The sequence below is a fragment of the Mucilaginibacter roseus genome, assembly GCF_021215455.1.
Lineage (GTDB): Bacteria > Bacteroidota > Bacteroidia > Sphingobacteriales > Sphingobacteriaceae > Mucilaginibacter > Mucilaginibacter roseus.
On sequence record NZ_JAJPWV010000002.1, the window covers coordinates 786,650 to 812,347 of the forward strand.

Annotated in this window: 23 protein-coding genes and 1 riboswitch; of the genes, 14 read left to right on the forward strand and 9 right to left on the reverse strand. The window is 44.9% G+C overall.

The features are described 5' to 3' along the window. Positions 1-25 precede the first annotated feature (25 nt). From LT679_RS08345 to LT679_RS08355, 3 genes are all read left to right on the forward strand, one after another. Complete coding sequence (locus LT679_RS08345; protein ID WP_232176996.1) at positions 26-1,642, forward strand: RagB/SusD family nutrient uptake outer membrane protein; 1,617 nt, start codon at positions 26-28, stop codon at positions 1,640-1,642. Positions 1,643-1,784: 142 nt separating this feature from the next. Then, on the forward strand, positions 1,785-5,363 hold the full coding sequence (locus LT679_RS08350) for a VCBS repeat-containing protein (protein ID WP_232176997.1): 3,579 nt from the start codon (positions 1,785-1,787) through the stop codon (positions 5,361-5,363). Positions 5,364-5,379: 16 nt separating this feature from the next. Continuing rightward, positions 5,380-6,705 (forward strand): vanadium-dependent haloperoxidase, encoded by a 1,326-nt coding sequence (locus tag LT679_RS08355; protein WP_232176998.1) that lies wholly within the window; start codon positions 5,380-5,382, stop codon positions 6,703-6,705. A gap of 74 nt (positions 6,706-6,779) precedes the next feature. On the opposite strand, the gene pruA is transcribed toward LT679_RS08355, so the two are convergent. Further along, entirely contained in the window at positions 6,780-8,408 is a 1,629-nt protein-coding gene (pruA, locus tag LT679_RS08360) for an L-glutamate gamma-semialdehyde dehydrogenase (protein ID WP_232176999.1), read from the reverse strand. Between the two features lie 151 nt (positions 8,409-8,559). Here pruA and LT679_RS08365 point away from each other — a divergent pair, with 151 nt between their 5' ends. The 4 genes from LT679_RS08365 (at position 8,560) to LT679_RS08380 (ending at position 12,056) form a co-directional block, all read left to right on the forward strand. Continuing rightward, the gene (locus LT679_RS08365; RefSeq protein WP_232177000.1) at positions 8,560-9,402 is read left to right on the forward strand and encodes an ATP-binding protein; all 843 of its coding nucleotides are present in this window, start codon (positions 8,560-8,562) and stop codon (positions 9,400-9,402) included. A 121-nt stretch (positions 9,403-9,523) separates the two neighbouring features. Next, positions 9,524-9,853 (forward strand): STAS-like domain-containing protein, encoded by a 330-nt coding sequence (locus LT679_RS08370; RefSeq protein ID WP_232177001.1) that lies wholly within the window; start codon positions 9,524-9,526, stop codon positions 9,851-9,853. A gap of 65 nt (positions 9,854-9,918) precedes the next feature. Then, positions 9,919-10,605 (forward strand): peptidase associated/transthyretin-like domain-containing protein, encoded by a 687-nt coding sequence (locus tag LT679_RS08375; RefSeq protein WP_232177002.1) that lies wholly within the window; start codon positions 9,919-9,921, stop codon positions 10,603-10,605. A 158-nt stretch (positions 10,606-10,763) separates the two neighbouring features. After that, positions 10,764-12,056, forward strand: a complete 1,293-nt coding sequence (locus tag LT679_RS08380) for an HAD-IB family phosphatase (protein WP_232177168.1) — start codon at positions 10,764-10,766, stop codon at positions 12,054-12,056. Between the two features lie 76 nt (positions 12,057-12,132). Here the strand turns inward: LT679_RS08380 and LT679_RS08385 are convergent, their stop codons facing one another. Together LT679_RS08385 and LT679_RS08390 are read right to left on the reverse strand one after the other, a co-directional pair. Further along, positions 12,133-12,636, reverse strand: a complete 504-nt coding sequence (locus LT679_RS08385; protein WP_232177003.1) for a universal stress protein — start codon at positions 12,634-12,636, stop codon at positions 12,133-12,135. 59 nt (positions 12,637-12,695) lie between these two features. Then, on the reverse strand, positions 12,696-13,985 hold the full coding sequence (locus LT679_RS08390; protein ID WP_232177004.1) for a voltage-gated chloride channel family protein: 1,290 nt from the start codon (positions 13,983-13,985) through the stop codon (positions 12,696-12,698). Between the two features lie 31 nt (positions 13,986-14,016). Further along, a riboswitch (Fluoride riboswitch) is annotated at positions 14,017-14,083 on the reverse strand. Between the two features lie 132 nt (positions 14,084-14,215). Between LT679_RS08390 and LT679_RS08395 the strand changes: the two genes are divergently transcribed. The 3 genes from LT679_RS08395 to LT679_RS08405 all read left to right on the forward strand — a co-directional run bounded on the left by LT679_RS08395 (position 14,216) and on the right by LT679_RS08405 (position 16,777). Beyond that, a complete protein-coding gene (locus tag LT679_RS08395) occupies positions 14,216-14,605 on the forward strand; it encodes a putative quinol monooxygenase (RefSeq protein ID WP_232177005.1) in 390 nt (129 codons plus the stop codon). Positions 14,606-14,670: 65 nt separating this feature from the next. Then, on the forward strand, positions 14,671-15,636 hold the full coding sequence (locus LT679_RS08400) for a tryptophan 2,3-dioxygenase family protein (protein WP_232177006.1): 966 nt from the start codon (positions 14,671-14,673) through the stop codon (positions 15,634-15,636). Positions 15,637-15,712: 76 nt separating this feature from the next. Then, positions 15,713-16,777, forward strand: a complete 1,065-nt coding sequence (locus LT679_RS08405) for a branched-chain amino acid aminotransferase (RefSeq protein ID WP_232177007.1) — start codon at positions 15,713-15,715, stop codon at positions 16,775-16,777. A 70-nt stretch (positions 16,778-16,847) separates the two neighbouring features. Here the strand turns inward: LT679_RS08405 and LT679_RS08410 are convergent, their stop codons facing one another. The 4 genes from LT679_RS08410 to LT679_RS08425 all read right to left on the reverse strand — a co-directional run bounded on the left by LT679_RS08410 (position 16,848) and on the right by LT679_RS08425 (position 20,722). After that, positions 16,848-17,129, reverse strand: a complete 282-nt coding sequence (locus tag LT679_RS08410) for an ATP-dependent Clp protease adaptor ClpS (RefSeq protein WP_232177169.1) — start codon at positions 17,127-17,129, stop codon at positions 16,848-16,850. Positions 17,130-17,170: 41 nt separating this feature from the next. After that, positions 17,171-19,870, reverse strand: coding sequence for a carboxypeptidase-like regulatory domain-containing protein (locus LT679_RS08415; RefSeq protein WP_232177008.1), 2,700 nt, complete (start codon positions 19,868-19,870; stop codon positions 17,171-17,173). Between the two features lie 93 nt (positions 19,871-19,963). Next, positions 19,964-20,500, reverse strand: a complete 537-nt coding sequence (gene dcd, locus LT679_RS08420; RefSeq protein ID WP_232177009.1) for a dCTP deaminase — start codon at positions 20,498-20,500, stop codon at positions 19,964-19,966. Positions 20,501-20,569: 69 nt separating this feature from the next. After that, a complete protein-coding gene (locus LT679_RS08425) occupies positions 20,570-20,722 on the reverse strand; it encodes a hypothetical protein (RefSeq protein WP_232177010.1) in 153 nt (50 codons plus the stop codon). Positions 20,723-20,871: 149 nt separating this feature from the next. Between LT679_RS08425 and LT679_RS08430 the strand changes: the two genes are divergently transcribed. The 4 genes from LT679_RS08430 (at position 20,872) to LT679_RS08445 (ending at position 23,408) form a co-directional block, all read left to right on the forward strand. Continuing rightward, complete coding sequence (locus LT679_RS08430; protein ID WP_232177011.1) at positions 20,872-21,519, forward strand: 4'-phosphopantetheinyl transferase family protein; 648 nt, start codon at positions 20,872-20,874, stop codon at positions 21,517-21,519. Then, positions 21,516-22,238, forward strand: coding sequence for a lipoyl(octanoyl) transferase LipB (lipB, locus tag LT679_RS08435; RefSeq protein WP_232177012.1), 723 nt, complete (start codon positions 21,516-21,518; stop codon positions 22,236-22,238). The genes LT679_RS08430 and lipB overlap by 4 nt, the downstream gene beginning before the upstream one ends. Next, the gene (locus tag LT679_RS08440; protein WP_232177013.1) at positions 22,235-22,951 is read left to right on the forward strand and encodes an SGNH/GDSL hydrolase family protein; all 717 of its coding nucleotides are present in this window, start codon (positions 22,235-22,237) and stop codon (positions 22,949-22,951) included. The genes lipB and LT679_RS08440 overlap by 4 nt, the downstream gene beginning before the upstream one ends. Before the next feature lie 79 nt (positions 22,952-23,030). Continuing rightward, positions 23,031-23,408 carry a response regulator gene (locus LT679_RS08445; RefSeq protein WP_232177014.1) on the forward strand — a complete coding sequence of 126 codons (378 nt, stop codon included), beginning with the start codon at positions 23,031-23,033 and terminating at the stop codon, positions 23,406-23,408. A gap of 1 nt (position 23,409) precedes the next feature. Here LT679_RS08445 and LT679_RS08450 read toward each other — a convergent pair whose 3' ends face one another. Beyond that, positions 23,410-24,396, reverse strand: a complete 987-nt coding sequence (locus tag LT679_RS08450; RefSeq protein ID WP_232177015.1) for a glycosyltransferase family protein — start codon at positions 24,394-24,396, stop codon at positions 23,410-23,412. A gap of 43 nt (positions 24,397-24,439) precedes the next feature. After that, the gene (locus tag LT679_RS08455) at positions 24,440-25,294 is read right to left on the reverse strand and encodes a UDP-2,3-diacylglucosamine diphosphatase (RefSeq protein ID WP_232177016.1); all 855 of its coding nucleotides are present in this window, start codon (positions 25,292-25,294) and stop codon (positions 24,440-24,442) included. Between the last annotated feature and the right edge of the window lie 404 nt (positions 25,295-25,698).

Genomic DNA, 25,698 nt, shown 5'->3' on the forward strand with positions numbered 1-25,698 from the left:
TGAAGGCATTAAAAGAATTGAAAGAATGAAGATCAAACAATATTTATATGTACTCACAGTCGGACTGGTGGTACTACTTCCGTTAAGTTGCCAAAAAGGTTTTCTTGATCAAAAAGACACATCCTTTGGAACTGAACAAGCATATTTTGATAAGCCCGAAGACGGCATAGCATTGGTTAATGGCATTTATGACACCTATCAGAATGCTGATTTGTTAAAAAAATCACTCTGGTATTATGCCAATTTTCAAACACACGATTTTTTCAACTGGGGTAACGACCGTTTTTATAACACCTACGCCATACCAGCTACATTTGGCGCTATTCAGGTATTCTGGCAACGCGCTTACATAGGTATCGCACGTGCTAACTCGGCATTGCCAATTATTGCCAAAATGAAAGATCGCGGTGTTTTAACCGAAGCGCTTGCCAATCGTTTAACCGGTGAAATTTACTTTTTACGCGGCATGACCTACTATTACCTAGCAGCAAGTTTCGGTGGTGTACCGCTGGAACTTACCACCGGCGCTAATGATGGCTTGCGCCCGCGCAGCAGTCAGGATGAAGTCTTTGCACAGGTTGAAAGCGACTTACAACAAGCGGTAAATCTGCTGCCATGGCGCGAAGGCTATGAGGCCAGCGACTTAGGCCGTGCAACAAAAGCTGCTGCATTGGGCTATTTGGGGGGCGCACAAATGTGGCTTAAAAAGTATAGCGAAGCACTGGCAACTTTTAACCAGATTGAAGGAAAGTCATCACTGCTGCCAAACTTTATTGACGTGCACGAATATGATAAGGAAAACAACGCCGAATCACTTTTCGAGGTTCAGTTTATTGTAGCAGGTACCCAAAGCTGGGGCGGTAGTAACGAGGTTGCGTGGATAGGTTCATTCGGCATGCCTGAAGAGGTATCAAACTTCGGTTATGATTATGCTAATAAAGGATTGTACGATGGATTTCAGGCAGGCGATTTGCGTAAAGTGGCAACCGTAATTGGCCCTGGCGACGAAAACCCAAGCCCTGGCATTAAAGGCCGTGGCGGTATAAAATCGTATCCGCTGGTTATTGCCGGTTTTGCAAGCACCGATGCTGCAACAAAAGCTAAATACACTGGTACCGACGGCAAGATTATCAACACCTGCGGTACAGTTGCACGCCCGTGGGTAGGCTCTGACGCTACACAGCTGCGCAGCGGTTATTACAACGAAAAAATGTGGCGTGACCCTACGCTTAACGGCAACTCCGGCGATGGTACAATCTTCGGCGCACAAAATCAAATATTGCTGCGCTATGCCGAGGTATTGCTGAGTAAGGCTGAGTGCCAGATTCGTACGGGTGATGTATCAGGCGGTTTAGCCACTATGAAACGCGTTCGCGACCGTGCTTTTGGCGGCAGCGCGCCAGCTACGTTCATCAGTGAAGGCAAGGTAGTTACCGATCCGCTGAAGATGGTTTATCATGAATACCGTCACGAGCTTTCAGGCGAGTACTCAACCTTTTACAACCTGCGCAGGGCAGGCGTTGCAACCTCTTTTATACAAGAAGTATACAATGTTACTATACCAACAGGTCGTGAGTTATACCCGATCCCTCAATATGAGATCGGCCTCAACCCTAACCTGACACAAAACCCGGGTTATTAACAAACTAAAACCTTGATACAAAAGAGGCCGCTCTCCACAAAAGAGGGGCCTCTTTTGGCTTAATAATCACTTGCTTATTTAAAAATACCTTTTAATTTTGGAGAGGTAGCCGCCTGGCATATCACCCTAATTATAAACGTACATGATTAAATTTTACAACTCGCTTTTAGCGGTATTGCTGCTCCTGTTTTGTGCCTGCCAAAAGCCGGATACGCTATTTGAGGATATGTCATCTAGCCATACCGGCATACACTTTCGCAATGATATCGCCGAGACCGACTCCATTAACCCAATGGACGTGGTGAACGTGTATAATGGCGGCGGTGTAGGTGTGGGAGATTTCAATAACGATGGCTTGCCCGATCTGTATTTTACCGGCAACATGGTGCCCAATAAACTATACCTCAACCGTGGCGACCTGAAGTTTGATGACGTAACCAAAACTTCCAATGTAGATGGCATGGGCCACTGGGGGCGTGGCGTCGCGGTTATTGACATCAATAACGACGGATGGCTTGACTTATATGTATGCAGCGCCATTTTAGCTAACCCTAAGCTGCGCACCAATTTGCTGTACATCAATCAAGGCAAAAGCGCCGACGGCGTTCCGCGCTTTAAAGAAATGGCGGCTGAATATGGCTTGAACATGAGTGAGCAGTCGGCCATGGCCAGCTTTTTTGATTATGATAACGATGGCGACCTGGATATGTACCTCACTGTGAACAACGCCACTGCTACTTATAATCCCAGCATATTCGGTAAGGCTTTTTATCAACCCGACCGTAAGTCGGGACGCTTATATCGCAATGATTGGAATGCGAAGTTTAATCACCCCGTGTACACTGATGTAACGGTTAAGGCCGGTGTTACACGCGATGGTTACGGGCATGGCGCGTCAACGGTAGATATCAACAACGACGGCTGGAAGGACATCTATATTTCTAACGATTTTATCTCGAGCAACATTCTGTTCATCAATAATCATGATGGCACCTTTACCGACCGTTCCATGGAATATTTTAAGCATACAGCTTACAATGCCATGGGGCAGGATGTGATTGATATAAACAATGATGGCCTACCTGATGTAATTGAGTTGGACATGAACCCCGAGGATAACTATCGCAAAAAGATGATGCTTGGAGCTAATATGTACCAAACCTATCAGAATTTCGACAGCTATACCACGCAATACCAATACGTGCGCAATACATTACAATTAAATCTTGGCCCAAGAATAGAAAAAGGCAAGCCTGGTGCGCCGGCATTCGCCGAAATTGGTTTTTTAAGCGGCATTGCGCAAACCGACTGGAGCTGGACGCCGCTGGTTGCTGATTATAATAACGACGGATTCCGCGACCTCATCATCACCAACGGCTTCCCGAAGGACGTGTCCGACCATGATTTTATGGCTTATCGCCAACGCGCTTATTCCGTGGCATCAAAAAAAGAGATATTGGCGCAAATACCACAGATCAAACTTCATAACTACGCCTACCTCAACAACGGCGATCTAACCTTTCAGGATGTAAGAAAGGATTGGGGCTTTGAGGTGAAAAATTTTTCGAGCGGCGGAATATATGCCGATCTGGATAATGATGGTGACATTGACGTAGTGATCAATAATATAAATGATGAAGCATCGGTTTACCGCAACAAATCGCGCGATAACAAGGATAAGTTAAGCGATCAGCACTTCCTGAAAATCAGCTTTAAAGGGGATAAATTCAACAGGAATGGCTTAGGCGCTGTTGCAGAAATTTACTACGATAACGGCAAAACGCAGGTTTGTGAAAATACGCCTTACCGTGGCTATATATCGAGCCTGGAAAGTGGCGCTCATTTTGGCTTGGGTAAAATAAACAAGATTGATTCGGTGCTTATTAAGTGGCCGGGTGTCGACCAATATCAAAAAATCACAAATGTAAAGGCTGATTCAAAGCTTACCGTAAAACAGGCTGATGCTAAACAAAGCTTTGCCTGGGGTTACAGGCAAACTTCATCCCCACTTTTTAATGATGTAACCGATTCATTGGGCATCAAATACACCAATCAGGATATTGATTTTATTGACTTCAACATACAAAAGCTATTGCCGCACAAATTTTCGGAGTATAGTCCCGCGCTGGCGGTAGGCGATGTAGATGGTAACGGCATTGATGATATGGTTATCGGCGGCAGCTTATACAACCCGGCGCAGGTACTTTTACAACAGGCTGATGGCAAATTCATACAGCGGGCATTCGCCAAACCGGCAGTTGATCTAAAAAGCAATTATAAAGATGAGGGGCTGCTTTTGTTTGATGCTGATGGCGATGGCGATCTTGACCTTTACGCCAGCAGCGGCGGTTACCACGAAGGCCCCGAAAGCGCCGCCTATCAGGACAGGTTTTACGTAAACGATGGCGAGGGCAATTTCACCCTTGCTACTAATGCCCTGCCAGCAAATACTACCAGCAAGCTATGCGTTCGCGCATGCGATTACAACCAGGATGGCAAGCCCGACCTGTTCGTATCCGGCCGTGTATCGCCATGGAATTATCCTAAACCGGTATCGAGCTTTATTTTACGTAACGACAGCCAAAACGGGCAGGTTAAATTTACGGATGTTACCAAAGAGGTAGCTCCTGCCCTGCTCAACATTGGCATGGTTTGCGATGCGCTGTTCAGCGATTTTAACAACGATAACAAACCCGACCTGATATTGGCCGGTGAGTTTATGCCCGTAACCTTTTTAGCTAACAAAGGCGGCAAGTTTGAAAATGTAACCGCATCATCGGGTATCGAAAACAAAACCGGCTGGTGGAATACCATTGTAGCCGGCGATTTCAGGCACACCGGCCGTATGGATTACATTGTGGGCAACGGCGGCACCAACACCATTTACCAGGCGAGCGAAAAGTACCCGGTATCGGTGATCGCCAAGGATTTTGATAAGAACGGCAGTTTCGGCGTAATACCATCTATCTATTTTCCCGACTCGAATGGTGTAAAGCGGGAATATCCTGCTGTTGGGCGTGATGACCTGCTCAAACAAAATATCAGCTTTAAAAAACGGTATACCAATTACCGCTCTTTCGCCACCGCGACTATGGACGAGCTGATTACACCCGAACAGCTTGAAGGTGCCATTAAACTAAGTGCCAACACCATGCAGTCGTGCTATTTGCGTAATGATGGTAATGGCAAGTTCACCATTATCCCGCTGCCGCAAATGGCACAAATATCGGTACTTAACGGAATGGTGGCCGATGATTTTGATGGCGATGGTAACCTTGATGTAGTTATAAACGGCAATGACTATGGTACCGAAGTGTCAACAGGGCGTTATGATGCGCTTAACGGCTTACTTTTAAAAGGAGATGGCAAAGGCAATTTCAAACCATTATCCATCTTGGAGAGCGGCATCTATCTGCCCGGCAACGGCAAGGCCTTGGCCAAGCTGCAAAATGCTAAAGGCGGATATCTGCTGGCAGCCAGCCAGCACCGCGGTAAATTGCAGGTGTTACAATTAAATAAACCAACTAAAAACGTTGCTATAAAAGCTGATGACAGGAGCGCGAAGATCAGTTACCGAGATGGCAAACAGCAAAAGCAGGAGTTTTATTACGGCTCATCGTTTTTGTCACAGTCCGGGCGCTTTTTAACCGTTGGTCCGAAAGTATCTGCCATTAGCATCACCAATAATAAAGGGCAAAGCCGCAATGTAGCTATCAACTAAATAACATTAATATAGAATGACGATCCGTAGAATAATTATAGCCGTAGTGTTAGCCGCAACCTGCCTGTATGCTTGTCAGAACGAAAAGAAAAACGCTGCAAAATTGGATGATGCCAATGTTATACATCAAAACGAAGATAAACTAACGCAGCTGATTATTTACGATGTGTTTACGCCGCCCGTAGCCAGCCGTATTTATGCTTATGCTTCCCTTGCTTCGTATGAGGCTATACGCTTTGAGCAGCCTGATTATTTATCGTTAACAGAACAGTTACAGGGCTTTGGCACCATGCCCCAGCCCGACAAGGGCAAGACCTATAACTTTACCCTTGCTGCTACTCAGGCATTTTTTAGCGTAGCCCGTAAGGTTACATTCTCTGTCGATTCATTAAAGGCTTATGAAGAGGGCTTGCATAGCCGTTTTAAAGGCGTAATGGACGACTCGACTTATGCCCGCTCCATTGCGTTTGGCGATACGGTGGCTAAGGTGATCATCAAGCGGTTGATGAAAGATAATTACCTGCAAACGCGCGGCAAGCCTAAGTTTTTGGGCAGCCAGGCACCGGGTAAATGGCACCCTACCCCACCCGATTACCTGGACGGCGTAGAATATTGCTGGGGAACTATGAAGACTTTTGTGCTGGATTCGTCTGACCGGGTGAGCATTCCCCCGCCACCATCGTATAGCGAGGATAAGAACAGTGCTTATTTTAAACAGAATTTGGAGGTATACGAAACCAGCAAAAAGCTGACTGACGAGCAAAAGGATATTGCCCGCTACTGGGATGATAACCCCTTTGTGTTGGAACATGCCGGGCACATGACCTTTGCTAACAAAAAGATAACGCCCGGCGGCCATTGGATAGGTATTACCGCCATTGCCTGCAAAAAAAATAAAGCTGATGCCGTAAAAACAGCGCAAGCATACGCCCTGACTTCTATAGGTATGTATGATGCTTTTATTTGCTGCTGGAATACCAAGTACGAAACCAACTACGTGCGCCCGGTAACGGTTATCAACGATAAGATTGATGCCGAGTGGACTCCGCGTCTGCAAACCCCGCCCTTCCCGGAATATCCGAGCGGGCACAGTACCATTACCCGGGCTGCGGCGGTGATGCTTACGCACCTGTTTGGCAATAGCTTTGCCTTTCAAGATACCAGCGACTTGCGCTATATCGGCATGAAACGCAATTTTAAATCATTTGTACAGGCGGCAGATGAGGCTTCGATCAGTCGTTTTTACGGCGGGATACATTACAGGAACAGTGTTGACCAGGGAGCTATTCAGGGGAAAAAGGTGAGCGAGTATATTATCTCGAGATTAAAGCTGAAAAAATAATCAACTCGTAACCTAGCATAAAAAACGCCCTTGCCGATATGGCAAGGGCGTTTTTATTTTTATCAGAATAACTATTATCCTAAGAAAGGATAACGGTAATCCTTCGGTGGATCAAACGTTTCCTTAATAGTGCGTGGAGATACCCAACGCAGCAGGTTGATCATTGAACCGGCCTTGTCATTAGTACCTGAACCACGGGCACCGCCAAATGGCTGCTGGCCAACTACGGCACCGGTTGGTTTATCATTAATATAGAAGTTACCGGCGGCGTTACGCAGGCGTTGTGTAGCCTGTGCTACAGCATACCTGTCTTGAGATATGATAGAACCGGTAAGGGCATATATTGAAGTAGTATCAACTACATCCAATATCTCCTCAAACTTATCGTCCTCATATACATAAACAGTTAATACCGGGCCAAATAATTCCTCGCACATGGTAACATAATGCGGATCGTTAACACGCAGTACAGTAGGCTCAACAAACCAACCTTTTGATTTATCATAACCACCACCGGCAATCAGCTCAACATTATCATCAGCTTTGGCGGCATCAATGTATTTGGCCAGCTTATCAAATGATGCTTCGGTAATAACGGCATTCACAAAGTTGCTGAAATCCTCAACCGGGCCAACTTTAATTGAGGCCAGGTCACGTTGCACGTTTTCTTTAACAGCAGGCCACAGCGAAGCCGGGATGTAGGCGCGAGAAGCGGCTGAACATTTTTGTCCCTGATACTCAAACGCGCCACGAACTAAAGCAGTGCTCACTACTTCGGGGTTAGCGCTCGCATGGGCAAGCACAAAATCCTTACCGCCGGTTTCGCCAACTATGCGCGGGTAGGTTTTGTATTTATGGATGTTGGTACCAATTATTTGCCATATATGCTGGAATACCGCGGTTGAACCGGTAAAGTGTATGCCCGCGAAATCCGGGTGGTTAAAGATAACATCACCCGCCACAGGGCCATCAACATAAATAAGGTTGATAACGCCGGCAGGCAGGCCAGCCTCGATAAAAATCTGCATGATAACGTTAGCGGCGAAAATTTGCGGGTAGGCAGGTTTCCAAACCACTACGTTACCCATCATGGCGGCACTCGCAGGCAGGTTACCGGCAATGGCGGTAAAGTTAAATGGCGTTAAGGCGAACACAAAACCCTCAAGCGGGCGTTGTTCAACCCTGTTCCAGATACCTTTTGGCGATACCGGGGGCTGCTGACCGTAAATCTCCGTCATGTACTCCACGTTAAAGCGCAAAAAGTCCGCAAACTCGCAGGCGGCATCAATTTCGGCCTGGTAGGCGTTCTTTGACTGGCCCAACATGGTAGCGGCGTTTATTTTAGCACGGTACGGACCAGAGATTAGATCGGCGGCTTTTAAAAATATGGCGGCACGCTGTTCCCAGGCCAGGTTTTCCCAATCAGCTTTGGCGGCCAAGGCAGCATCAATGGCTGCGGTTACGTGGCTCGCGTCACCTTCGTGAAAGGTAGCCAGCAGGTGCTGATGATCATGCGGCGGGCGCAGTTCAAGGGTTTTGCCGGTGCGCACTTCTTGGGCACCAATGTACATAGGTATGTCGGCCACAACAGCGCGCGCCTCTTTAAGCGCGGCTTCTAACGAAGCACGCTCGGCACTGCCCGGAGCGTAATTTAATACAGGCTCGTTCTGCGGCTTAGGGACGTTGAAAAATCCTTTAAGCATAATTTTATGTGAGTCAAATTAATATAGCTGCAAAGATACGGGTAAATGTGCAGATGTGGTAACGGCGGATGTTGACGAGATGTAAATAATTATACAAGTGATTCCTATTATATTTTTATATCTTGTAAATGACTTAATTAGAATCTTAATCTTGGACATCCACGTACCTAATAGTGCATTTTTAGGAAACATTGAATCTTTTACAAGTAAGTTCAATCCTTTAAACACTTCGGTGTTGAATGTCACCTCCAATCAAAAATGGATATCAATTCACCCTTTGGTTATTTCCATGATCGTAGCTTTAGCTAAAGAGATGGAAATTACTGGTGGATTTATTAATTGTGAAGATTTCTCAGCCAAATCAAGACCTTACTTGTTAAGGATGGGATTGATAAATCATCTTAAACCACATCATGGTTTACAAATTAATGAGCATGAATCTTCAGGAAGGTTTATTCCAGCAAGGCAAATAAAAACATCTGATGAATTGAATCAGTTTATAATTGATATGGTTCCTCTTTTACATACAACCCCAGAGCAAGCTTTTCCAATCAAGTATGTTATAAGTGAATTAGTTCGAAATGTACTTGAACATTCAGAATCAGAAATTGGGGCTATTGTTTCAGCTCAATATTTTAAAAAATCAAATCGCATTTCTATTGGCGTTGCGGACAGAGGAATCGGCATCAAGGCATCTATGAATAAATCCTACGCAACGAAAAATGATAAGGAGGCAGTAGATTTAGCATTAAGACCCGGAATAACCGGAACTACAAATAAAGTAGGAGGCACTGAGTTTAATGCTGGTGCCGGCCTTTTCTTCACTAAAAGTATCGCAAAGGTAAGTAGAGATTTGTTTTTACTATACAGTGGAAACTCCTTTTCAAGTTATATAAAACACCGCCTAACGAGTATGTTAATTTATTTCCTGATCCAGCCTTTGATAGAGCCACTTTTAGATCAAATGTTGCTCAATGGAATGGAACAGCAGTAGGAATTGATATATCACTCGACATGAACCAAGATTTCGAGAAGTTATTAGAAATGATTAGAAGCGCTTACCATTTGAATATTAAACAAAAAAACAAGAGCAAATACAAAAAGCCAAAATTTGTATGAAAACCATTTTCATCTATAAATATACCAATGACTTTGCAGAGAATAAAGATATTGCAAGAGATTTAAGAATTAATAAAATCCAACCAGAACTTGACAAAAATGGTAGAATCAAAATTGATTTTGATAAAGTAGGTTCTGCAACACAATCTTTTGTTCATGCATTAATAAGTGAAGTAATAAGAACCTATGGTATTCAAATCTTAGATAATATTCATTTTGAAAATTGTAACTCAAGGGTTCAAAAAATAATTGAGATTGTTGTGGAATATGTCCAAGACGGAATTTTTGACAATGATGACAACAATCAACCGTCGTCAAACTGTTAAAAACGTTAAATAACAAACCAATACGTGGCAAACAGGTTATATTTACAAGGTAACTACTAATAACTATGAAACTGCAACCTATTGCCGCTACGCTACTACTTATTTTTGCTACCATTACCGTAAGTGCCCAAAACAAAATAAAAGGCACCGTTTACGAGGGCAGCGGCAACACACGCTTACCTGAAGTTTTTGTACACGACCTGACCAACAAACAAATGACGCTTACCGACAAGAACGGTAACTTTGAAATAACGGCAGCGTCAGGCCATCTGGTGGTGTTTAGCGCGCCTACTTATGCGGCCGACACTGTTTACATTACCGATCTTTCGCCCAAGAAAATACGATTAACACCACAAGGTATCCGCCTGAACACGGTGAATATATCCGGCACCCGCAAGGCATTTGACCCGGAAGCCGAATACCCCGAAGTGTATGAAAAAAGTAAGGTATACCCGCTTTCGCCATCAAGCTGGTTTAGTCGCGAGGGCCGCAACGCGCGCCGGTTAAAAAAATACTTTAAACGCGAGGTACAGGAGCGGGAAATTGACCGCGCCTTCAATCCTAAATTTGTAAGTTCCGTAGTTCCGTTAAAAGGTGAAGATCTCGAAAACTTCATGACACTGTATCGCCCCAAATATGATGATATTAAAAATAATGATCAGCAATCATTAACTATCTACATTAACGATTCGTACAAAAAGTACCAGGCCCTGCCCCCCGAAAAACGCCGCCCGCAACGGTTAAACGAGTAACAGCAGAGAAGCATTGCCGCAATCATAAAATAAGCCGATTGGTATAACGTTTTACCTGAAATTCAATGTCATACTTAAGCATTTAAATATGCTTATTGTAGCCTTAACACTATGAAGTAAACCCTAAAAGTTGCACATTTGCGCTTTGCCTTTTGTAACTGATGGATTACTTTATAATAGATTTTGACAGCACCTTTACCCAGGTGGAAGCCCTTGATGAACTTGCCCGCATATCGCTTAAATCGCACCCGGACAGGGAGAGCATTTATGAGCAGATTGAAGGGTTAACCAACCTGGCCATGGAAGGCAAGCTATCCTTCAGCGAGAGCTTACAGCGCCGTGTGCAGTTGCTGCAAGCAAATCGCGATCATCTTAAACTATTGGTAAGCCATCTTAAAAAGAAGGTATCGCGCTCCTTTTCACGCAATACGGTTTTCTTCAAAAACCATTCGGACGGCGTACTCATCGTGTCCGGTGGTTTTAAGGAGTTTATTACACCGGTGGTTACCGAGTATCATATCAAAAAGGAAAATATCTACGCCAATACCTTTGTGTTTGATGATGAGGGCAACATCATAGGGTATGATCGTGAAAACCCGCTGTCGAAAGAAGGCGGTAAAGTAATTCTGCTTAAGGAGCTTAATTTACCCGGTGATATTTACGGCATAGGTGATGGTTATTCTGATTTCCAACTAAAGGAGTCGGGCTTAATCAAAAAATTCTTCGCCTTCACGGAGAACATCGAGCGTAAATCGGTAGCCGAAAAAGCCGACCATATTACCCCAAGCTTTGACGAGTTTTTGTATATCAACAAGCTGCCGCGCGCAATATCGTACCCTAAAAATCGTATAAAGTGCCTTGTGGTAGGTAATGTTGATGAAGAGGCATTAGCTCAATTAAAAAAGGAAGGTTACAATATTCGGCACAAGGATACTATTGAGGACACTTACTTGCACGAGGCCGGCGTACTGCTTTGTAGCGAAGATACCCAACCTACGCCTGAACAATTACAGAATGCCGGGCGGTTAAAAGTGATCGGTATTTTTGGTAAAGTACAAAGCCGCAAGCTGGCTGAAGTAGCCTGCGATAACGGCATCATCATATTTGACGACCCTAAGCACAACCCTCGCAACGATGATTTCATCCCGAAACGGGTGATTGCTTTTATGAACGAGGGAAAAACGCATACCAGTTGCAACTTTCCCGATCTACAACCGCCGCGGGTAAGCAATGCACACAGGCTGATACACATCCACAAAAACGTACCGGGCATACTGGCCAAAATTAATGATGTATTTGCCCGCCACAACATCAACATAGTAGGTGAATTCCTGGTAACCAACGCGCAGATAGGCTATGTTATCACCGACGTAAATACCGGCTATGATCCGCAGGTACTAAACGAGTTGAAAGCGATTGAGCAGACGATAAAATTCAGGTTGCTTTATTAAGGGCATTGGTCATTAGGCATTGGGCAATTATTGAATATCCAAACCAATTACAAATGCCCAATGACAGCGAAGGGAACTAACCAATGACAGCGCAGCGAATTGACAAATTCCCTTCCTCAAACGGTACTACCAACACAGGTATAGTAGCCCGGCGCACTATGCCTTCGGTTACATCGCCCATTAACAATCTGTCGAGGCCAGAGCGTTTGTGGGTTCCTACAACAATGAGGTCGGCATGAAACTCTTTGGCACATTGCAGTATACCATCCGCAGTTGAGCCGTACTCGCTAAAGTAAGTAACCTGTACCCCCTCAGCCATAGCATCAACCGTGCGGCGGATCAAATTTTCTGAACTATCCGCCTGCGATCTGATTAGATCAATCTCTTCCGGTCCGCCCACGTTGGCCAGCGGCACCCCCAGTAAATTATCTGATGTATCCATCGGCGTAACAACAGGCTCAATAATATTTACCACGCCAACGACAGCATCAAACTTACGTGCCAAATCAAAACCATATTTAGCCGCGTGTTCGGCATATTTGCTGTCGTCAATTCCGATGATGATTTTTTTGATCTGCATAGCGCTCTGGGTTGTATTTTCATATAACAACCAATACCGGTAAAAGTGTTTGCGGCGTGCTAACTATTCGCCCCTATTTTAGAACCACGCTGTTGTTGAGCGCTGTAAATTCCCGACGGGCCACTAAAGTAATAAGCCACAAAACAAGCGACTGCAAATAACAGGGCATGCTCACTGCCAAACAGTTCGATACCCATTATAGTACAGGCCAGCGGCGTATTGGTAGCCCCGGCAAAAACGGCTATAAAACCTAAAGCTGCAAATAAACTTACCGGGGCATCAAGTACTGATGCCAGCGTATTACCCAGCGTAGCGCCTATATAAAATAAAGGTGTAACCTCTCCTCCTTTAAAGCCGGTGCCAAGCGTAATACAGGTATAAACCAGCTTCCAAAGCCAGCTAAAGGCTTCTGCCCCGCCCTGATGGAATGCAGATACGATGGTAACCGCTCCCGGGTATTCGGCGTCGACACCAAGACTCAGGTAATCGGGCTTGCCTAAAAGTAGCGTGAGCGCTATAATAATCACTCCGCCGCAAACCGGTATCAGCCAGCTTTTTTTTATGCCTTTTATTGCGATGATTTTAACCTGATGTACGGTGAATGAAAATAAATAGGCCACCAAGCCAAAACAAACCGCGGCCACCAAAACCTTGAACAAAAGCAGCAAATTCAAGTGGATATTATGCCCGTAAATTTGCTGACTTGTAGCTACAACATCAATATGATATTGCGTATGGTGTAAGCCCCACGCTGATACGGTGAGATCGCCAAACATACCGGCTATCAGGCAGGGCAATAGTGAGTTGTACCTGATGCGGCCGATAGTTAAAACCTCCAGCGCGAAAACCGCGCCCGTTAACGGCGTACCGAAAACCGCACCGAAACCAGCGGCAATGCCGGTGGTTAGTATTACCTGTTTATCGGCGTTGTTTAACTTAAACCACCCGGCAAACAGGTTAGCAATGCTGCCCCCTATCTGCACGGCTGTACCCTCACGCCCGGCCGAGCCACCAAACAGGTGGGTTATTACGGTAGTAATCAAAATAAGCGGCGCCATACGCTTTGGCACCCCCGCGCCCGGCTCATGTATCTCATCAATCACCAGGTTATTGCCGCGCTCGGCCGATGCGCCATACATCTTATATAAAAAATGTATAGCCACACCCGCAACGGGCAACAGATATAAAAGCCATGTATGCGCAAAGCGGTAATGTATAGCCCAGTTTAACAGCCATAAAAACAATGCGACCATAGAACCTGTCGCCACCGAAACCGGTATGGTGATCAGCGACCAGCGTAATACATATTTAAGCGTTGAAAGGTGCCCGGAGAAAAGATTTTTTAACATAGCCTACTTGCAAATAAATGAATATAACTTATTTGTGGTAGGCGTCATCAGCTTTTTAAAGCGGTTCAAATAGGCAGAACACCATTGCCTTTGTCGTACACTACAAATATGGCGTTAATTTTATTAATCTGCAAAAGCCATCAATTAGCTACTTTTTATTTATTAGCCGGGCTATTAACATTTAACATTACTAACGTTATACAAATATCCATTATTTAATTCATCAGCACATGCACGTAAATCGCAGTATTCACATCATTATCATTATGGTTGCGCTATCGTTTTTAGTTAATACGATGGCATCCGCACAACAAATGGTTAGGCTTGCCAAAATAAAGGTAGAGCCAAAGCAGTTAGAAAAATACAATGCCGCGTTAAAGGAGCAAATGATCACTGCTGTTAAGTTAGAGCCGGGCGTACTTACTTATTATGCTGTTGCGGATAAGAAGTCTGCATCAAACATTACAATACTTGAAGTGTATGCCGACACCACCGCCTACAAATTGCATATTGAAACGCCGCATTTTAAAAAGTACAAAAAAACGGTTGAACACATGGTTCAATCGCTGGAGCTGGTAGACGTAAATGTTATTGGCATGGCCAAAAAACCGGGATTATAATCATTAGAAACGGTTATCGATACCTGGATTATAGGTAACCCGCATACTTTTTATAATTTTGAGGCATGATCTCTCCCGAAATAGAAAAGCGGCTTGCCCTGCTTCAGGAAAAATATGAAGCCATGGGCCAGGACATGACCTCTTACCTTGACGGCTTGCTGTATGCCGACTTTTTAACCTATTGGGATTACATTCACCTGGATACGCTGCTTAGCCTGCAAAGCCCTAAAACGCCTTTTCCGGATGAGGAGATCTTCATCATGTACCACCAGATAACGGAGTTGTATTTTAAACTCTCGTTACATGAATGCAAGCAGATCAGCGAAAAGGGTGCTGAAATAACCGCCGAGTTTTTTACCGCGCGGCTTAGGCGAATCAACAATTACTTTGAGGCGCTTACCCACTCATTTGTGATAATGGTTGATGGCATGGAGAAGGAACAGTTTCTGAAATTCCGGATGTCATTGTTACCTGCCAGTGGCTTTCAATCAGGCCAGTACCGCATGATCGAAATCTATGCCACCAACTTCATTAACCTTGTAGCGAAGGACAAGCGCGACGAGCTGGCACACGCCCCTTTTGAAGAGCAGTTTGAGCACATATATTGGAAGTTCGGCGCTACTGAGCTGGCCACCGGCAAAAAAACGCTCACGTTAAAACAGTTTGAAAAAAAGTACGCTAAAACTTTCATCGAACTGGCGCAAAACACCGCTACTACTAACTTTTACACCCTCGCCCTGCAATTACAGCAGCAAGGCCAATTAACTGATGCATTGAAGCACGAACTGCGCCGCTTTGATGTGAATGTGAATATCAACTGGCCGCTATCACACTATAAATCAGCCGTGCGCTACCTGCACCGCGAGCCGGAGGAGATCAGCGCCACAGGCGGCACCAACTGGCAAAAATACCTGCCGCCGCGTTTTCAAAAACGTATTTTCTTCCCAAATATGTGGACGAATGAGGAGATGGACAACTGGGGCAAAGCCTGGGTAGAGCACGCCTTGAGGGGCGAGTTACTATTACCCTGACAATGATTTGACCATCGCTTCCGCTTAAAAAGGAATAAAATTCCTAACTTGCATACCGGAATAATTTTTTAGAGCCATGATTGAGACTTTGGATATACAGATCACCAAAACAACGCAGCCGCGTTTGCAGGAAACTGACTTTGACAACCTGCCCTTCGGCAAAACATTTTCTGACCACATGCTGATGGTGGATTATGCCGATGGCGAGTGGAAGAACTTTCAGATACTTCCTTACGGTGATATTTCGTTGAGTCCGGCAATTTCAGCTTTACATTACGGCCAGGCTTTTTTTGAAGGTATTAAGGCTTACAAGCATGAGGATGGCAAAGTGGTTATCTTCCGCCCGGATAAAAACGCGGAGCGCTTTAACCGCTCGGCCGAGCGCCTTTGCATGCCAACCATCCCTGAGGATGTTTTTGTACAAAGCATTGCCGCCCTGGTTGATATTGACCGCGGCTGGATCCCGACCAAAGCCAACCACGCGCTTTATATTCGCCCGTTTATGTTCGCTACAGACCCTTACCTGGGCGTGCAAGCATCAACTACCTATAAATACATGGTACTGACCGGTCCGGTTGGCCCGTACTTTTCAAAACCGTTAAGGGTTAAAATTGAATCGCACTACACACGCGCCGCACAAGGCGGCATGGGCTTTGCCAAGGCTGCCGGTAATTACGCCAGCTCGATGATGCCTGCTAAAAAAGCCGTTGAAGAAGGCTTTGACCAAATCATCTGGACGGATGGCAGCAACCACGAGTTTATTGAAGAAATGGGCGCGGCCAATGCGATGTTTATCCTGGATGGTAAACTGGTAACGCCAAGCACCGGAGATACCATTTTAAAAGGTGTTACCCGCGATACGGTTATCAAACTGGCACAAGCCTGGGGCATACCGGTTGAAGAGCGTAAAGTAGCCGTTGCCGAAATTATTGAAGGCGCTAAAAATGGCTCACTTACTGATGCTTTTGGTGCCGGCACGGCCGCTACCATTGCTCCGGTTGGCTCTATCAATTACAATGGTGAAGAATTTACGCTGAGCGATCCGTTAACCCGTGAATTTTCTCAAAAAGTATTAAAAACACTGGACGACATTCGCTACGGCCGAACCGAAGATACTTACGGCTGGAACTACGTTGTATAACCCTACAGCTGCCTATATAAAAGCGAAAGCCCTGAACAATATTCAGGGCTTTCGCTTTTTATCATCTTTATTATTCAACAGTAACGGAAAGGCCTTCCTGCTGTAATATTTTACGATATATCTCCATCTCGGTAAAAGAGCCTTCCAACACGGCGCACTTACCTTCGTTGTGCACTTTCCAGGCTATCTTTTCGGCCTGCGCTTCTGAGTAGTCGAGGTATTTCATCATGCAATGGATCACATGGTCAAACGTGTTCACATCATCGTTCCACAAAATAAGGCGGTGTACCTCTTTAAGTCCGGCCAGTAACTCCTCGAGTGTGAACGTTTCTTCCTGTACTTCTGTTGGCATAATGGCCGCAAATTTACTCAAAAAATGGTAAACGCTGTATGTTATTGCACTTTATAGCGATATACCTGCCTGCCTATATGCCCGGCGTCGTCAATACCCTCAACCACTACACGGTAAGTTCCTTTACCATCGGCATTAAAATAATTTACTTCGGTAGCCTTTTTACCGTCGCAGTAAATATTGGGGTTCCAATAAACGGTGCTGCGCATATCAGCCATGCCGCTAGTCTTTGATGGCACATCATACCGTGGCGAATAAAAATCACGGGCAACGTAATAACCCAGCGGCGTATACATAATTACCCCCGGCGGGTTACCAACATAAGATGATTTTATTCCGCCATCCCCGCGTTTTGTGGTAATCAATATAAGGCCATTACCGCCCCTAAAACCATAGATTGCTGTTTTACCGCCTGACCGCAGCACTTCAATCGTCTCTACATCAAAAGGCGTAACGTTGCGCAGTGCGTCCTCGCCCTGTTCCATACCATCAACAAGCACCGTCATCTGTCCATCGCCGCGCGTGCTGTAGGGTATACCATTCCTAAACATTACACCTACCAGCCTACCCTGCAGGCATTGTTCAAGCGTTGAGCAGGCCTGCAGATCTTTGGCGGTTAACACCTGGTCGGCATTGCCGGCGCCATTCAGGTTTGATGAGTGTTTAACTACAGGCTCTTTACGCGAGGTGATCTTTACCTCGGCCAGCATATTGTTACGCGTTGCCATGCCATACTTTACCTTCTCATTAAAATAAGCGGTGCTTTGGCGCAGGTATCCCATCATATCGCCATCGTTATTTATGGAGACATCGCCCTTGTTTTTATTGATGGTAACGCCCTGACGGGTGGCATTTTCGTCAAGCGCCACATCAACATACTTTTTGCCTTTAGGCGTGCGCGCCTGCACCATAAACTTAAGGCTATCGGTAAACACCAATCCCTTAAAAATAAACCTGCCATTGGCGTCGGCAACGGTATCTATCATAAAAGCCCGCCCGCCGGTATTGTTAAACAACATTACCTTTGCCCCGGCAACCGGCTTTTTACTTTGGGTAACCGTTCCGGCAACATCAATGGTTTGCTCAGGTTTATAGATCATTGGCCCGTAATTGCCGGCCAGAATTTGCTTCCACTCAAAGCGGCTGTATCCCTGGGTAAGCATCAGCAGGTCAAGGTCGGCTCGGGTTTTATCACTCAAATCATGAAAATAGTAGTTAGGCTTTTCTACATAACCTTTTAAATCGCTGGTGAGCAGCATACTGGCGAAAATAGAATTTTCTTCATCCTCGTCAACCTTAACCTTAGATTCATCTATCACCGACATAGACAGGTTGCTCACCCCGGCGCTGTCTGCTGAAAAACGCCCGTCGATATTTAAAGTTATTTTCTCGCGGGTGGCGTAAGCTTCTTTTGACGAGGTGACTTTTATTTTAAGGTCATCCGCCTTTTGGATGAATGCCAGTCGCTCGTTAAGTGGCTGGCCCGTTCCCGAAAACAGTGTAAATTGCGTAATGCCCGATGTAAGGCGGGTTTTAGGTATTACCGCCGTAAAGGCGGTATCAGCCCCTTTGGGCTTGGCAGCATAGCGCACTTTACCGCCCGACTGTGCAATAAAAATCAGGTTTTGCTCGGTAACCCTGGCCGATGTTATTTTAAATATCAGTACCGCCGGGTTGCTGTTGTTAATACTCATTACATAACCAGATGGGCGCGCATCGGGCAGCGGTACATCTTTGGTTGACCCATCAGCAAAAGTGATAGTTGCTTTATAAGTTTTGCCGGCAGCGGGTGTAAAGGTGAAGGCGCCCATCCCAAGATGTTCAGCTGCAAAATTAGCTACCGTATTGCCTTGCGCATCCTTTACAACACCTTTTATATCTTTGCCCAAACCGTCGGCTCCTGTAGCTTTGAAAGCTACCTTTGAAGTAAGCCCGCTAACCAGGTAACCACTCTCCGGGAAAAACTGTACGTCAACTAAGCCCGAAACAGCCTTCAGCGGGATTTTTTTTGTGATTTTTTCTTTATTATCAATGGTTATGGTTGTTACCAGGTTGCCTACTTTTAGGGGGCCGGTAAGTTTGGGCTCAAAGCTTATTTTTAAGTTACCCTCGCCATCGGTATTGCCTTTGCCCTTGGCCATTACGCGCCCGCCCGCTTCCGCGCGGTAAATTACTTCCCGGTTTGCATAGGGGCTGCCATCAAATTCCCGGTAATTGATGACGGCATCCACACGCTGCTGTCCACCAACAGTACTATAGGAGTACGTGGTATTGGTGAACACTTTGTTTGACATGGCATTGCCAATAGTTATCGTTTTATCAAAGAAATAAGCTTCGCCGGCGTTGCGCATCCAATTGGTATAGGCGCGTATACGGTAGCTGCCGCTCTCCAGCAAGCTGTCTGACAAAACAAACTCGCCCCATCCCAGGCCACTGTTCAATGATATTCTTTCGCGGCGGCGAACACTATCCTGATCATTGATCAGCTCAACATTTAGTATGCCGCTTAGTGCCGACAAACGATGTTCCTCACCAACGGTTACGTAGGCTTTGTACCACAAGGTGTCGCCAACGGCATAATAAGGTTTATCTAAATGGAGATATACTTTTTCCTGCGGACGCTTTTCCAGCCACTCTTCCAGGTTTTGTACAATTTTCGCTATCGGATCATCGTCTGAAGTAAATGCAAAACAAATTGAACACGTAATAAGCAGTGAAAGGATAACCGGTTTAATTTTCATAGGTTTAAATTGTGCGCTTAAAATACACAAAAACAATATGAAGTACCAGTTACATTGAAAATGTTGCAATGCAGGCGTTTACGCTGATGCTCGTCAGAACTTATTCTTCCACATCATGCTTTCAACCGGGCGGGTGGTTGGGTTGTTGTATTTGGCATTACCTTTTGAGTTGTACAAGGTTTCAATTTCACCTTCAACCACAAAATATATGAGCTGGCCGATAGGCATACCGGCATAGATACGCACCGGCTGTGCGCACGAAATCTCAAGCGTCCAGGTATTGCAAAAGCCAACATCTCCTTTACCGGCAGTGGCATGTATATCAATGCCTAAACGGCCAGTGCTTGATTTGCCCTCGAGGAAAGGCACATGGCGATGCGTTTCGGTATATTCCACAGTTACGCCAAGGTAAAGCGTATTGGGCTGTAACACAAAACCCTCTTTTGGTATTTCAAAATGTACAATTTCATTATGCACCCTGGCGTCAAGCACCCTATCCTTATAAGTTGCTAAATGCTTACCCAAATGCACATCATACGAGTTTGTACCCAGGCATTCGCGTTTAAAGGGCTCAATAATAATGTTGCCATTATCAATTTCTTGGAGAATGCGTTTATCTGATAATATCATGACAGGGTGTGTTACCCGGCTAAAATAAAATTAATTAACCAAACAGCAAACGGCATAATATCAACAAACTTATTGCGGTTTGCTAATGTGCGCGTTGGCATGCGGCGATTGATGAATTGCTTTTTTGCCTATGGCTACCTTGTCGCCCAGTTGCTGTTTGCAGCAGGCCTCTGTCGCGGCAAGCATCAGCAGGCATGATACGGCTGTATATAACTTTTTCATTGTATTAAAAATTGTGATAGTGTTTGTAAGCTATGACGGAATCCTGAACGGGAATGTTACACCGGTTTACCATTTTTATGAAAGTTTTTAGGCTGTTAAATGATAATTATTTGATATAATTTTGCCTTGCAAATTGCACCTTTACATTTATGGCCATAGCTTACCGGCAACGTATTGATGATGATACTGAATTCGCCCTCTGGAAAATTGAGGAAGCGGCCGATGACCTGTACGTTAAGCTGCAATTAAAAGATGATGAAAAGGCTGTTTTTGATAGCCTTGGTAACAGTAAGCGGCACCTGCACTGGCTGGGTACACGCGTGCTGCTGCGAACCATGCTTAGCACCGATGAGTATATAGATTGCAAGGTTGATGTACACGGAAAACCTTACCTGGTAAACCATCCTTACTACATATCGTTCAGCCACTCGTTTGATTACGCTGCCGTAATGATAAGCCGCAAATACCAGGTGGGTATTGATATTGAACAGGTAAAGCAAAAGGTGGAGCGCATTGCACATAAGTTTATGCGCCCCGAAGAGCTTGATTTTATAAGCGACAACCGCAAGATAGAAGAGCTATACGTTTGCTGGTGCGTTAAAGAGGCTGTGTACAAATGCTACGGACAAAAAACCGTTTCGTTTTTAGATAATATTTTGCTGGAGCCGTTCAATTTTGAAGGGCACGGCGTGGTTAACGCGCAACTAAACAAAGGCGACGTAAATATTGATTACCAGGTGGGCTATCAGCAATATGAGGATTACATGGTAGGTTATGTTATACAGGACAGGCAATGAAGAATAAAAAAGTTATTTTACAGGATTGGGGCTTGATTGACTATAAGAAAGCGTGGGACAGACAGGAAACGCTTTTTGCCGAAACCGTAAACCTTAAAATGGAACTGCGCAACCGCATGGCGGTAGCCGGTGACAATTATCAGGATGAAACATTAACCAACAACTATCTTGTTTTTTGCGAACACCCCCACGTTTACACGCTTGGTAAAAGCGGCAAACCCGAGCATTTGCTGCTGAACGACGAGCAGCTTAAAGAAAAGCAGGCATCATACTACCCTATTAACCGCGGTGGCGATATAACTTATCACGGCCCCGGGCAGATAGTTTGCTACCCGATACTTGACCTGGACAACTTTTTTACCGACATACACCTTTACTTGCGTACCCTTGAAGAGGCGGTTATACTCACCATGGCTGAATTTGGCCTCAAAGGCGAACGCTACCCCGGGTACACCGGCGTTTGGCTTGATGCCGATAATGACAAAGCAAGAAAAATTTGCGCTATGGGTGTACGCTGCAGCCGCTGGGTAACTATGCATGGCCTGGCTTTTAATGTTAACGCGCAGCTTGATTATTTTAAAAACATTGTACCCTGCGGCATTGACGATAAGGCCGTTACCTCCATGCAGCAGGAACTGGGCGAGCAGGTTGATTTAAATCAGGTTAAACAAATCCTTCAAAAGCATATTTCCGTACTTTTTGGTATGGAGATTATATGAAGATACTCGCAATAATTATAACACTGCTGAGCATTGCCGGATGTAGCAAAAGTCAGCCCAATACAGAAGTGACCAATCCCGTGAAGAATAACCCAACTGATACCGCAGGTAAAAGCTTGAGCTACCTTGCCCTTGGCGACTCATACACCATAGGCGAGGCGGTTGATGCCGATAAAAACTTTCCGCATCAACTGGTATCAGCGCTGAAAAGTAGCGGATTGAACCTGAAAGAACCACAGATTATTGCCCGTACCGGCTGGACGACGGATGAGTTAATCAGTGCTATAAAAGAGCAATCGCCTGCAGGAAAGTTTGATATTGTTACGTTGCTTATCGGAGTTAACAATCAATACCGGGGTTATAATATTGATACTTACCGCACGGAGTTTATAACGTTATTGAACACCGCCATCGGCTACGCTAACAATAACAAGGCGCATGTATTTGTACTTTCGATACCTGATTACGGCGTTACCCCTTACGCCCAAAATTCCGACAAAGAAAAAATAGCCCGCGAGATAGACTCCTATAATGCCATTAACAAGCAGGAAGCAGAAAAATTTGGTGTAAAGTATATCGATATTACGCCAATATCGCGCAAAGCAGCTAATGATCCTGAACTTGTAGCGAGCGACGGTTTGCATCCTTCCGCCAAGATGTATGCCGAATGGGTAACCTTGCTTGCTCCGGCAGTTGCAAACGGCTTAAAATAGCCAATCAGTTCAATTTATTTCTATATATAAAATATTTTTAATTATAAATAAATTAACACTACCTTTGCAGTCCCTAATTATGGCAGCAAAAGTAGTGGTCATCGAAGATGACAAGGATATTCTGGACATATTAAAATATGTTTTGGACGATGCAGGATATGAGGTTATAACAGCCAAGGACAGCTCCATGCTGGCTTACATTGATCAACTCAATCCGGATATTATATTGATTGACGAATGGCTGGGCGCCGATAAAGGCAGCTATTGCTGCAAAACGCTTAAATCAACCATTGCGTTAAGACACATTCCCGTTGTGCTGATGTCCGCCGCAACCAACATTGAAAACATTGCACAAAGCTGCGGAGCGGATGCTTATATCAGAAAGCCATTTGACATTGACCACGTAACGTTTATAGTTGGTAGCCTATTAGGTAAGGTGACCAATATATCTGCCTGAGTTACCGGCCGTATTGTTTAACCATATTGGCTACTATCTGCGCCGTTTCGTCGGGAAAGTTAACCGGCACCACTTTGCCGTGGTTAACCCATTCACTCAGTGCCCCGCTAAATTGCGGGCCAATGGCGTTTACTACCGGTACCCCCATCTTTGAAGCGGCCAAGGCATTGCATTGCTGCTCAAACTGCCCGCGCATAGGTATCATCATTACTTTTTTTTGTAGAAATAAAGCTTCGGCAGGACCTTCAAAACCGCCGCCTGTAAGCAACCCCTCGCATGAGGCTAAACTTGTATTGAATGCCTCGTTGTTCACCGGGAATATTTGCACGTTACCCTCACGCATAGGCGTTTTTTGCCGTTTAGAGAACACCTGCCACTCTACCTCTTTTACCTGGCTGAGGTATTTTATTAATGTTTTATCCTGGTAAGCGGGTAAATACACGGCATAATGCCCAAGGTTGCTGGTTTGCATAGCCCTTATCTCGCTGCGGATAACAGGGGTATGTATAAAATCAGCATAACGCTCAAAGTGAAAACCGATATGATGCGTGGTTGGCGAATAGTATTTAAACAACCACTCGGCATAGTTCCATTTAGGTGGCCTCGGTGTATTTTTTGAAATAAATGAACATTGATGGCTTAATGACACCGATGGCAGTTTTTGCACCTTACATGCCCAAGCACTCACCGGTTCAAAATCATTTACAATAAGGTTATAATCATTAAGCGGCAGCTGATGAATATCTTTCCATAGCTGCTTCAGGTTCATGGTTTTGAATGTGGCCCATTTATCGACCCCGCCCTTTTTGCCGAATATAAAGCTGAAGCCGTGAAAACGGTATTTTAAGGGTTGCGACAGGCTTACCTCAGCCTCGGTGCCGCTCACCAGCAGATCAACCTCGCCATGCTGCTGCAAAAGCGGGACAATTTCGCGCGCCCTGCTGATGTGCCCGTTACCTGTTCCCTGTATTGCATAAAGTATTTTCATAGTAATGCGGGGTTAAGGTAACAAACAAATTGGTGCTTAGCAATTAGTGTTGCTCCTGCCTGAATTTTTCCAGCAGTACATTAACGTTCAACCTTTCTGAAAGATCCTCGTTATCAGCATCATCATCGGCGGTTACTTCCTCTGTAAAATCTTCAGCTTTATATCTGAATATTTTCCATTCGCCGTTGTAGTACTCCAGCGCGGTTAGGCTTTCCACCCAATCGCCCGAGTTGAGGTACAAAACAGAGCCGGTACCTTCTGTAGAATTCACACGCCTGATCTCAGCATGATGGATGTGCCCGCAGATCACGTAGTCATATTGCTTGTCTACAGCCAAATCAGCCGCGGTTTGTTCAAAGTGGTTGATGAATTTTACCGCATCTTTAAACTTAGCCTTAACTTTTTGTGAGAAACTCATTTTTGGCCGGCCCATTAGTTTAAGGCACCAATTGGTAAAGCTATTGAGCAGTATAAGCGAATCATAACCTATTGCGCCCAGCTTGGCCAGCCATTTGGAATGCTGCATGGTAACGTCGAAAACATCGCCGTGAAATATCCAGGCTTTTTTGCCATCCACATCCAGCACCATTTTGTTAAGCAGTTGAAAGGCCCCCAGGTTAAAATCGGCAAATTTGCGTAGCATTTCGTCGTGGTTGCCGGTAAGGTAATACACCGGCACGCCCTCGGTTACAAACTTTAGTATACGGCGTACTACTTTCATGTGTGCCTCAGGCCAGTATGATTTACTGAACTGCCATATATCAATAATATCACCGTTGAGCACAAGCGCTTTAGGTTTAATACTCTTGAGGTATTTCAAAAGTTCTTTGGCGTGGCAGCCATACGTGCCCAAATGCACATCAGATATTACAGCTATATCAACTTCGCGTTTTGCCATTAATTAAACTCAGCAGAGAATACAGTTTTATGCCGGGTACACCGCGCCCGGACAGAAAAAAATTTAAAGGAACTACTATTCGTTATCCTCTTCTTCGGTAACATTTAACTCATACGGACTGAGATAATATATACCGGTTAAGCCCAGTAGCGCTATCACAATCAGGTAAGCAAATTCAAAATTCATGGTGTATAAATTTTTACAAATATCAGCAAATCAATATTATCTGATTATTAAGACTGCGTTAAAGCAAAAAAGTTAAACCTGATTTAGCAATTATTTTCTCCACATTTTGGGGTTGTTAACAATTTGATTAATGTGATAATCGGCGGCAGAAAGCAGTATATTGCACTACCCAGCACATTGTTGATAGCTTGGTTTAATCCCAGCATATTAAAATCCGT

Bases quoted from the DNA above. Each gene is read 5' to 3' on its own strand.
- LT679_RS08415 (WP_232177008.1), bottom strand. From the start codon at position 19,870: ATGAAAATTAAACCGGTTATCCTTTCACTGCTTATTACGTGTTCAATT.
- LT679_RS08455 (WP_232177016.1), bottom strand. From the start codon at position 25,294: ATGGCAAAACGCGAAGTTGATATAGCTGTAATATCTGATGTGCATTTG.
- LT679_RS08410 (WP_232177169.1), bottom strand. From the start codon at position 17,129: ATGCCAACAGAAGTACAGGAAGAAACGTTCACACTCGAGGAGTTACTG.
- LT679_RS08395 (WP_232177005.1), top strand. From the start codon at position 14,216: ATGCACGTAAATCGCAGTATTCACATCATTATCATTATGGTTGCGCTA.
- LT679_RS08425 (WP_232177010.1), bottom strand. From the start codon at position 20,722: ATGAAAAAGTTATATACAGCCGTATCATGCCTGCTGATGCTTGCCGCG.
- LT679_RS08390 (WP_232177004.1), bottom strand. From the start codon at position 13,985: ATGTTAAAAAATCTTTTCTCCGGGCACCTTTCAACGCTTAAATATGTA.
- LT679_RS08430 (WP_232177011.1), top strand. From the start codon at position 20,872: ATGGCCATAGCTTACCGGCAACGTATTGATGATGATACTGAATTCGCC.
- LT679_RS08345 (WP_232176996.1), top strand. From the start codon at position 26: ATGAAGATCAAACAATATTTATATGTACTCACAGTCGGACTGGTGGTA.
- pruA (WP_232176999.1), bottom strand. From the start codon at position 8,408: ATGCTTAAAGGATTTTTCAACGTCCCTAAGCCGCAGAACGAGCCTGTA.
- LT679_RS08375 (WP_232177002.1), top strand. From the start codon at position 9,919: ATGAAACTGCAACCTATTGCCGCTACGCTACTACTTATTTTTGCTACC.
- LT679_RS08400 (WP_232177006.1), top strand. From the start codon at position 14,671: ATGATCTCTCCCGAAATAGAAAAGCGGCTTGCCCTGCTTCAGGAAAAA.
- dcd (WP_232177009.1), bottom strand. From the start codon at position 20,500: ATGATATTATCAGATAAACGCATTCTCCAAGAAATTGATAATGGCAAC.
- LT679_RS08450 (WP_232177015.1), bottom strand. From the start codon at position 24,396: ATGAAAATACTTTATGCAATACAGGGAACAGGTAACGGGCACATCAGC.
- LT679_RS08370 (WP_232177001.1), top strand. From the start codon at position 9,524: ATGAAAACCATTTTCATCTATAAATATACCAATGACTTTGCAGAGAAT.
- LT679_RS08405 (WP_232177007.1), top strand. From the start codon at position 15,713: ATGATTGAGACTTTGGATATACAGATCACCAAAACAACGCAGCCGCGT.
- LT679_RS08445 (WP_232177014.1), top strand. From the start codon at position 23,031: ATGGCAGCAAAAGTAGTGGTCATCGAAGATGACAAGGATATTCTGGAC.
- LT679_RS08355 (WP_232176998.1), top strand. From the start codon at position 5,380: ATGACGATCCGTAGAATAATTATAGCCGTAGTGTTAGCCGCAACCTGC.
- LT679_RS08385 (WP_232177003.1), bottom strand. From the start codon at position 12,636: ATGCAGATCAAAAAAATCATCATCGGAATTGACGACAGCAAATATGCC.
- LT679_RS08350 (WP_232176997.1), top strand. From the start codon at position 1,785: ATGATTAAATTTTACAACTCGCTTTTAGCGGTATTGCTGCTCCTGTTT.
- lipB (WP_232177012.1), top strand. From the start codon at position 21,516: ATGAAGAATAAAAAAGTTATTTTACAGGATTGGGGCTTGATTGACTAT.
- LT679_RS08440 (WP_232177013.1), top strand. From the start codon at position 22,235: ATGAAGATACTCGCAATAATTATAACACTGCTGAGCATTGCCGGATGT.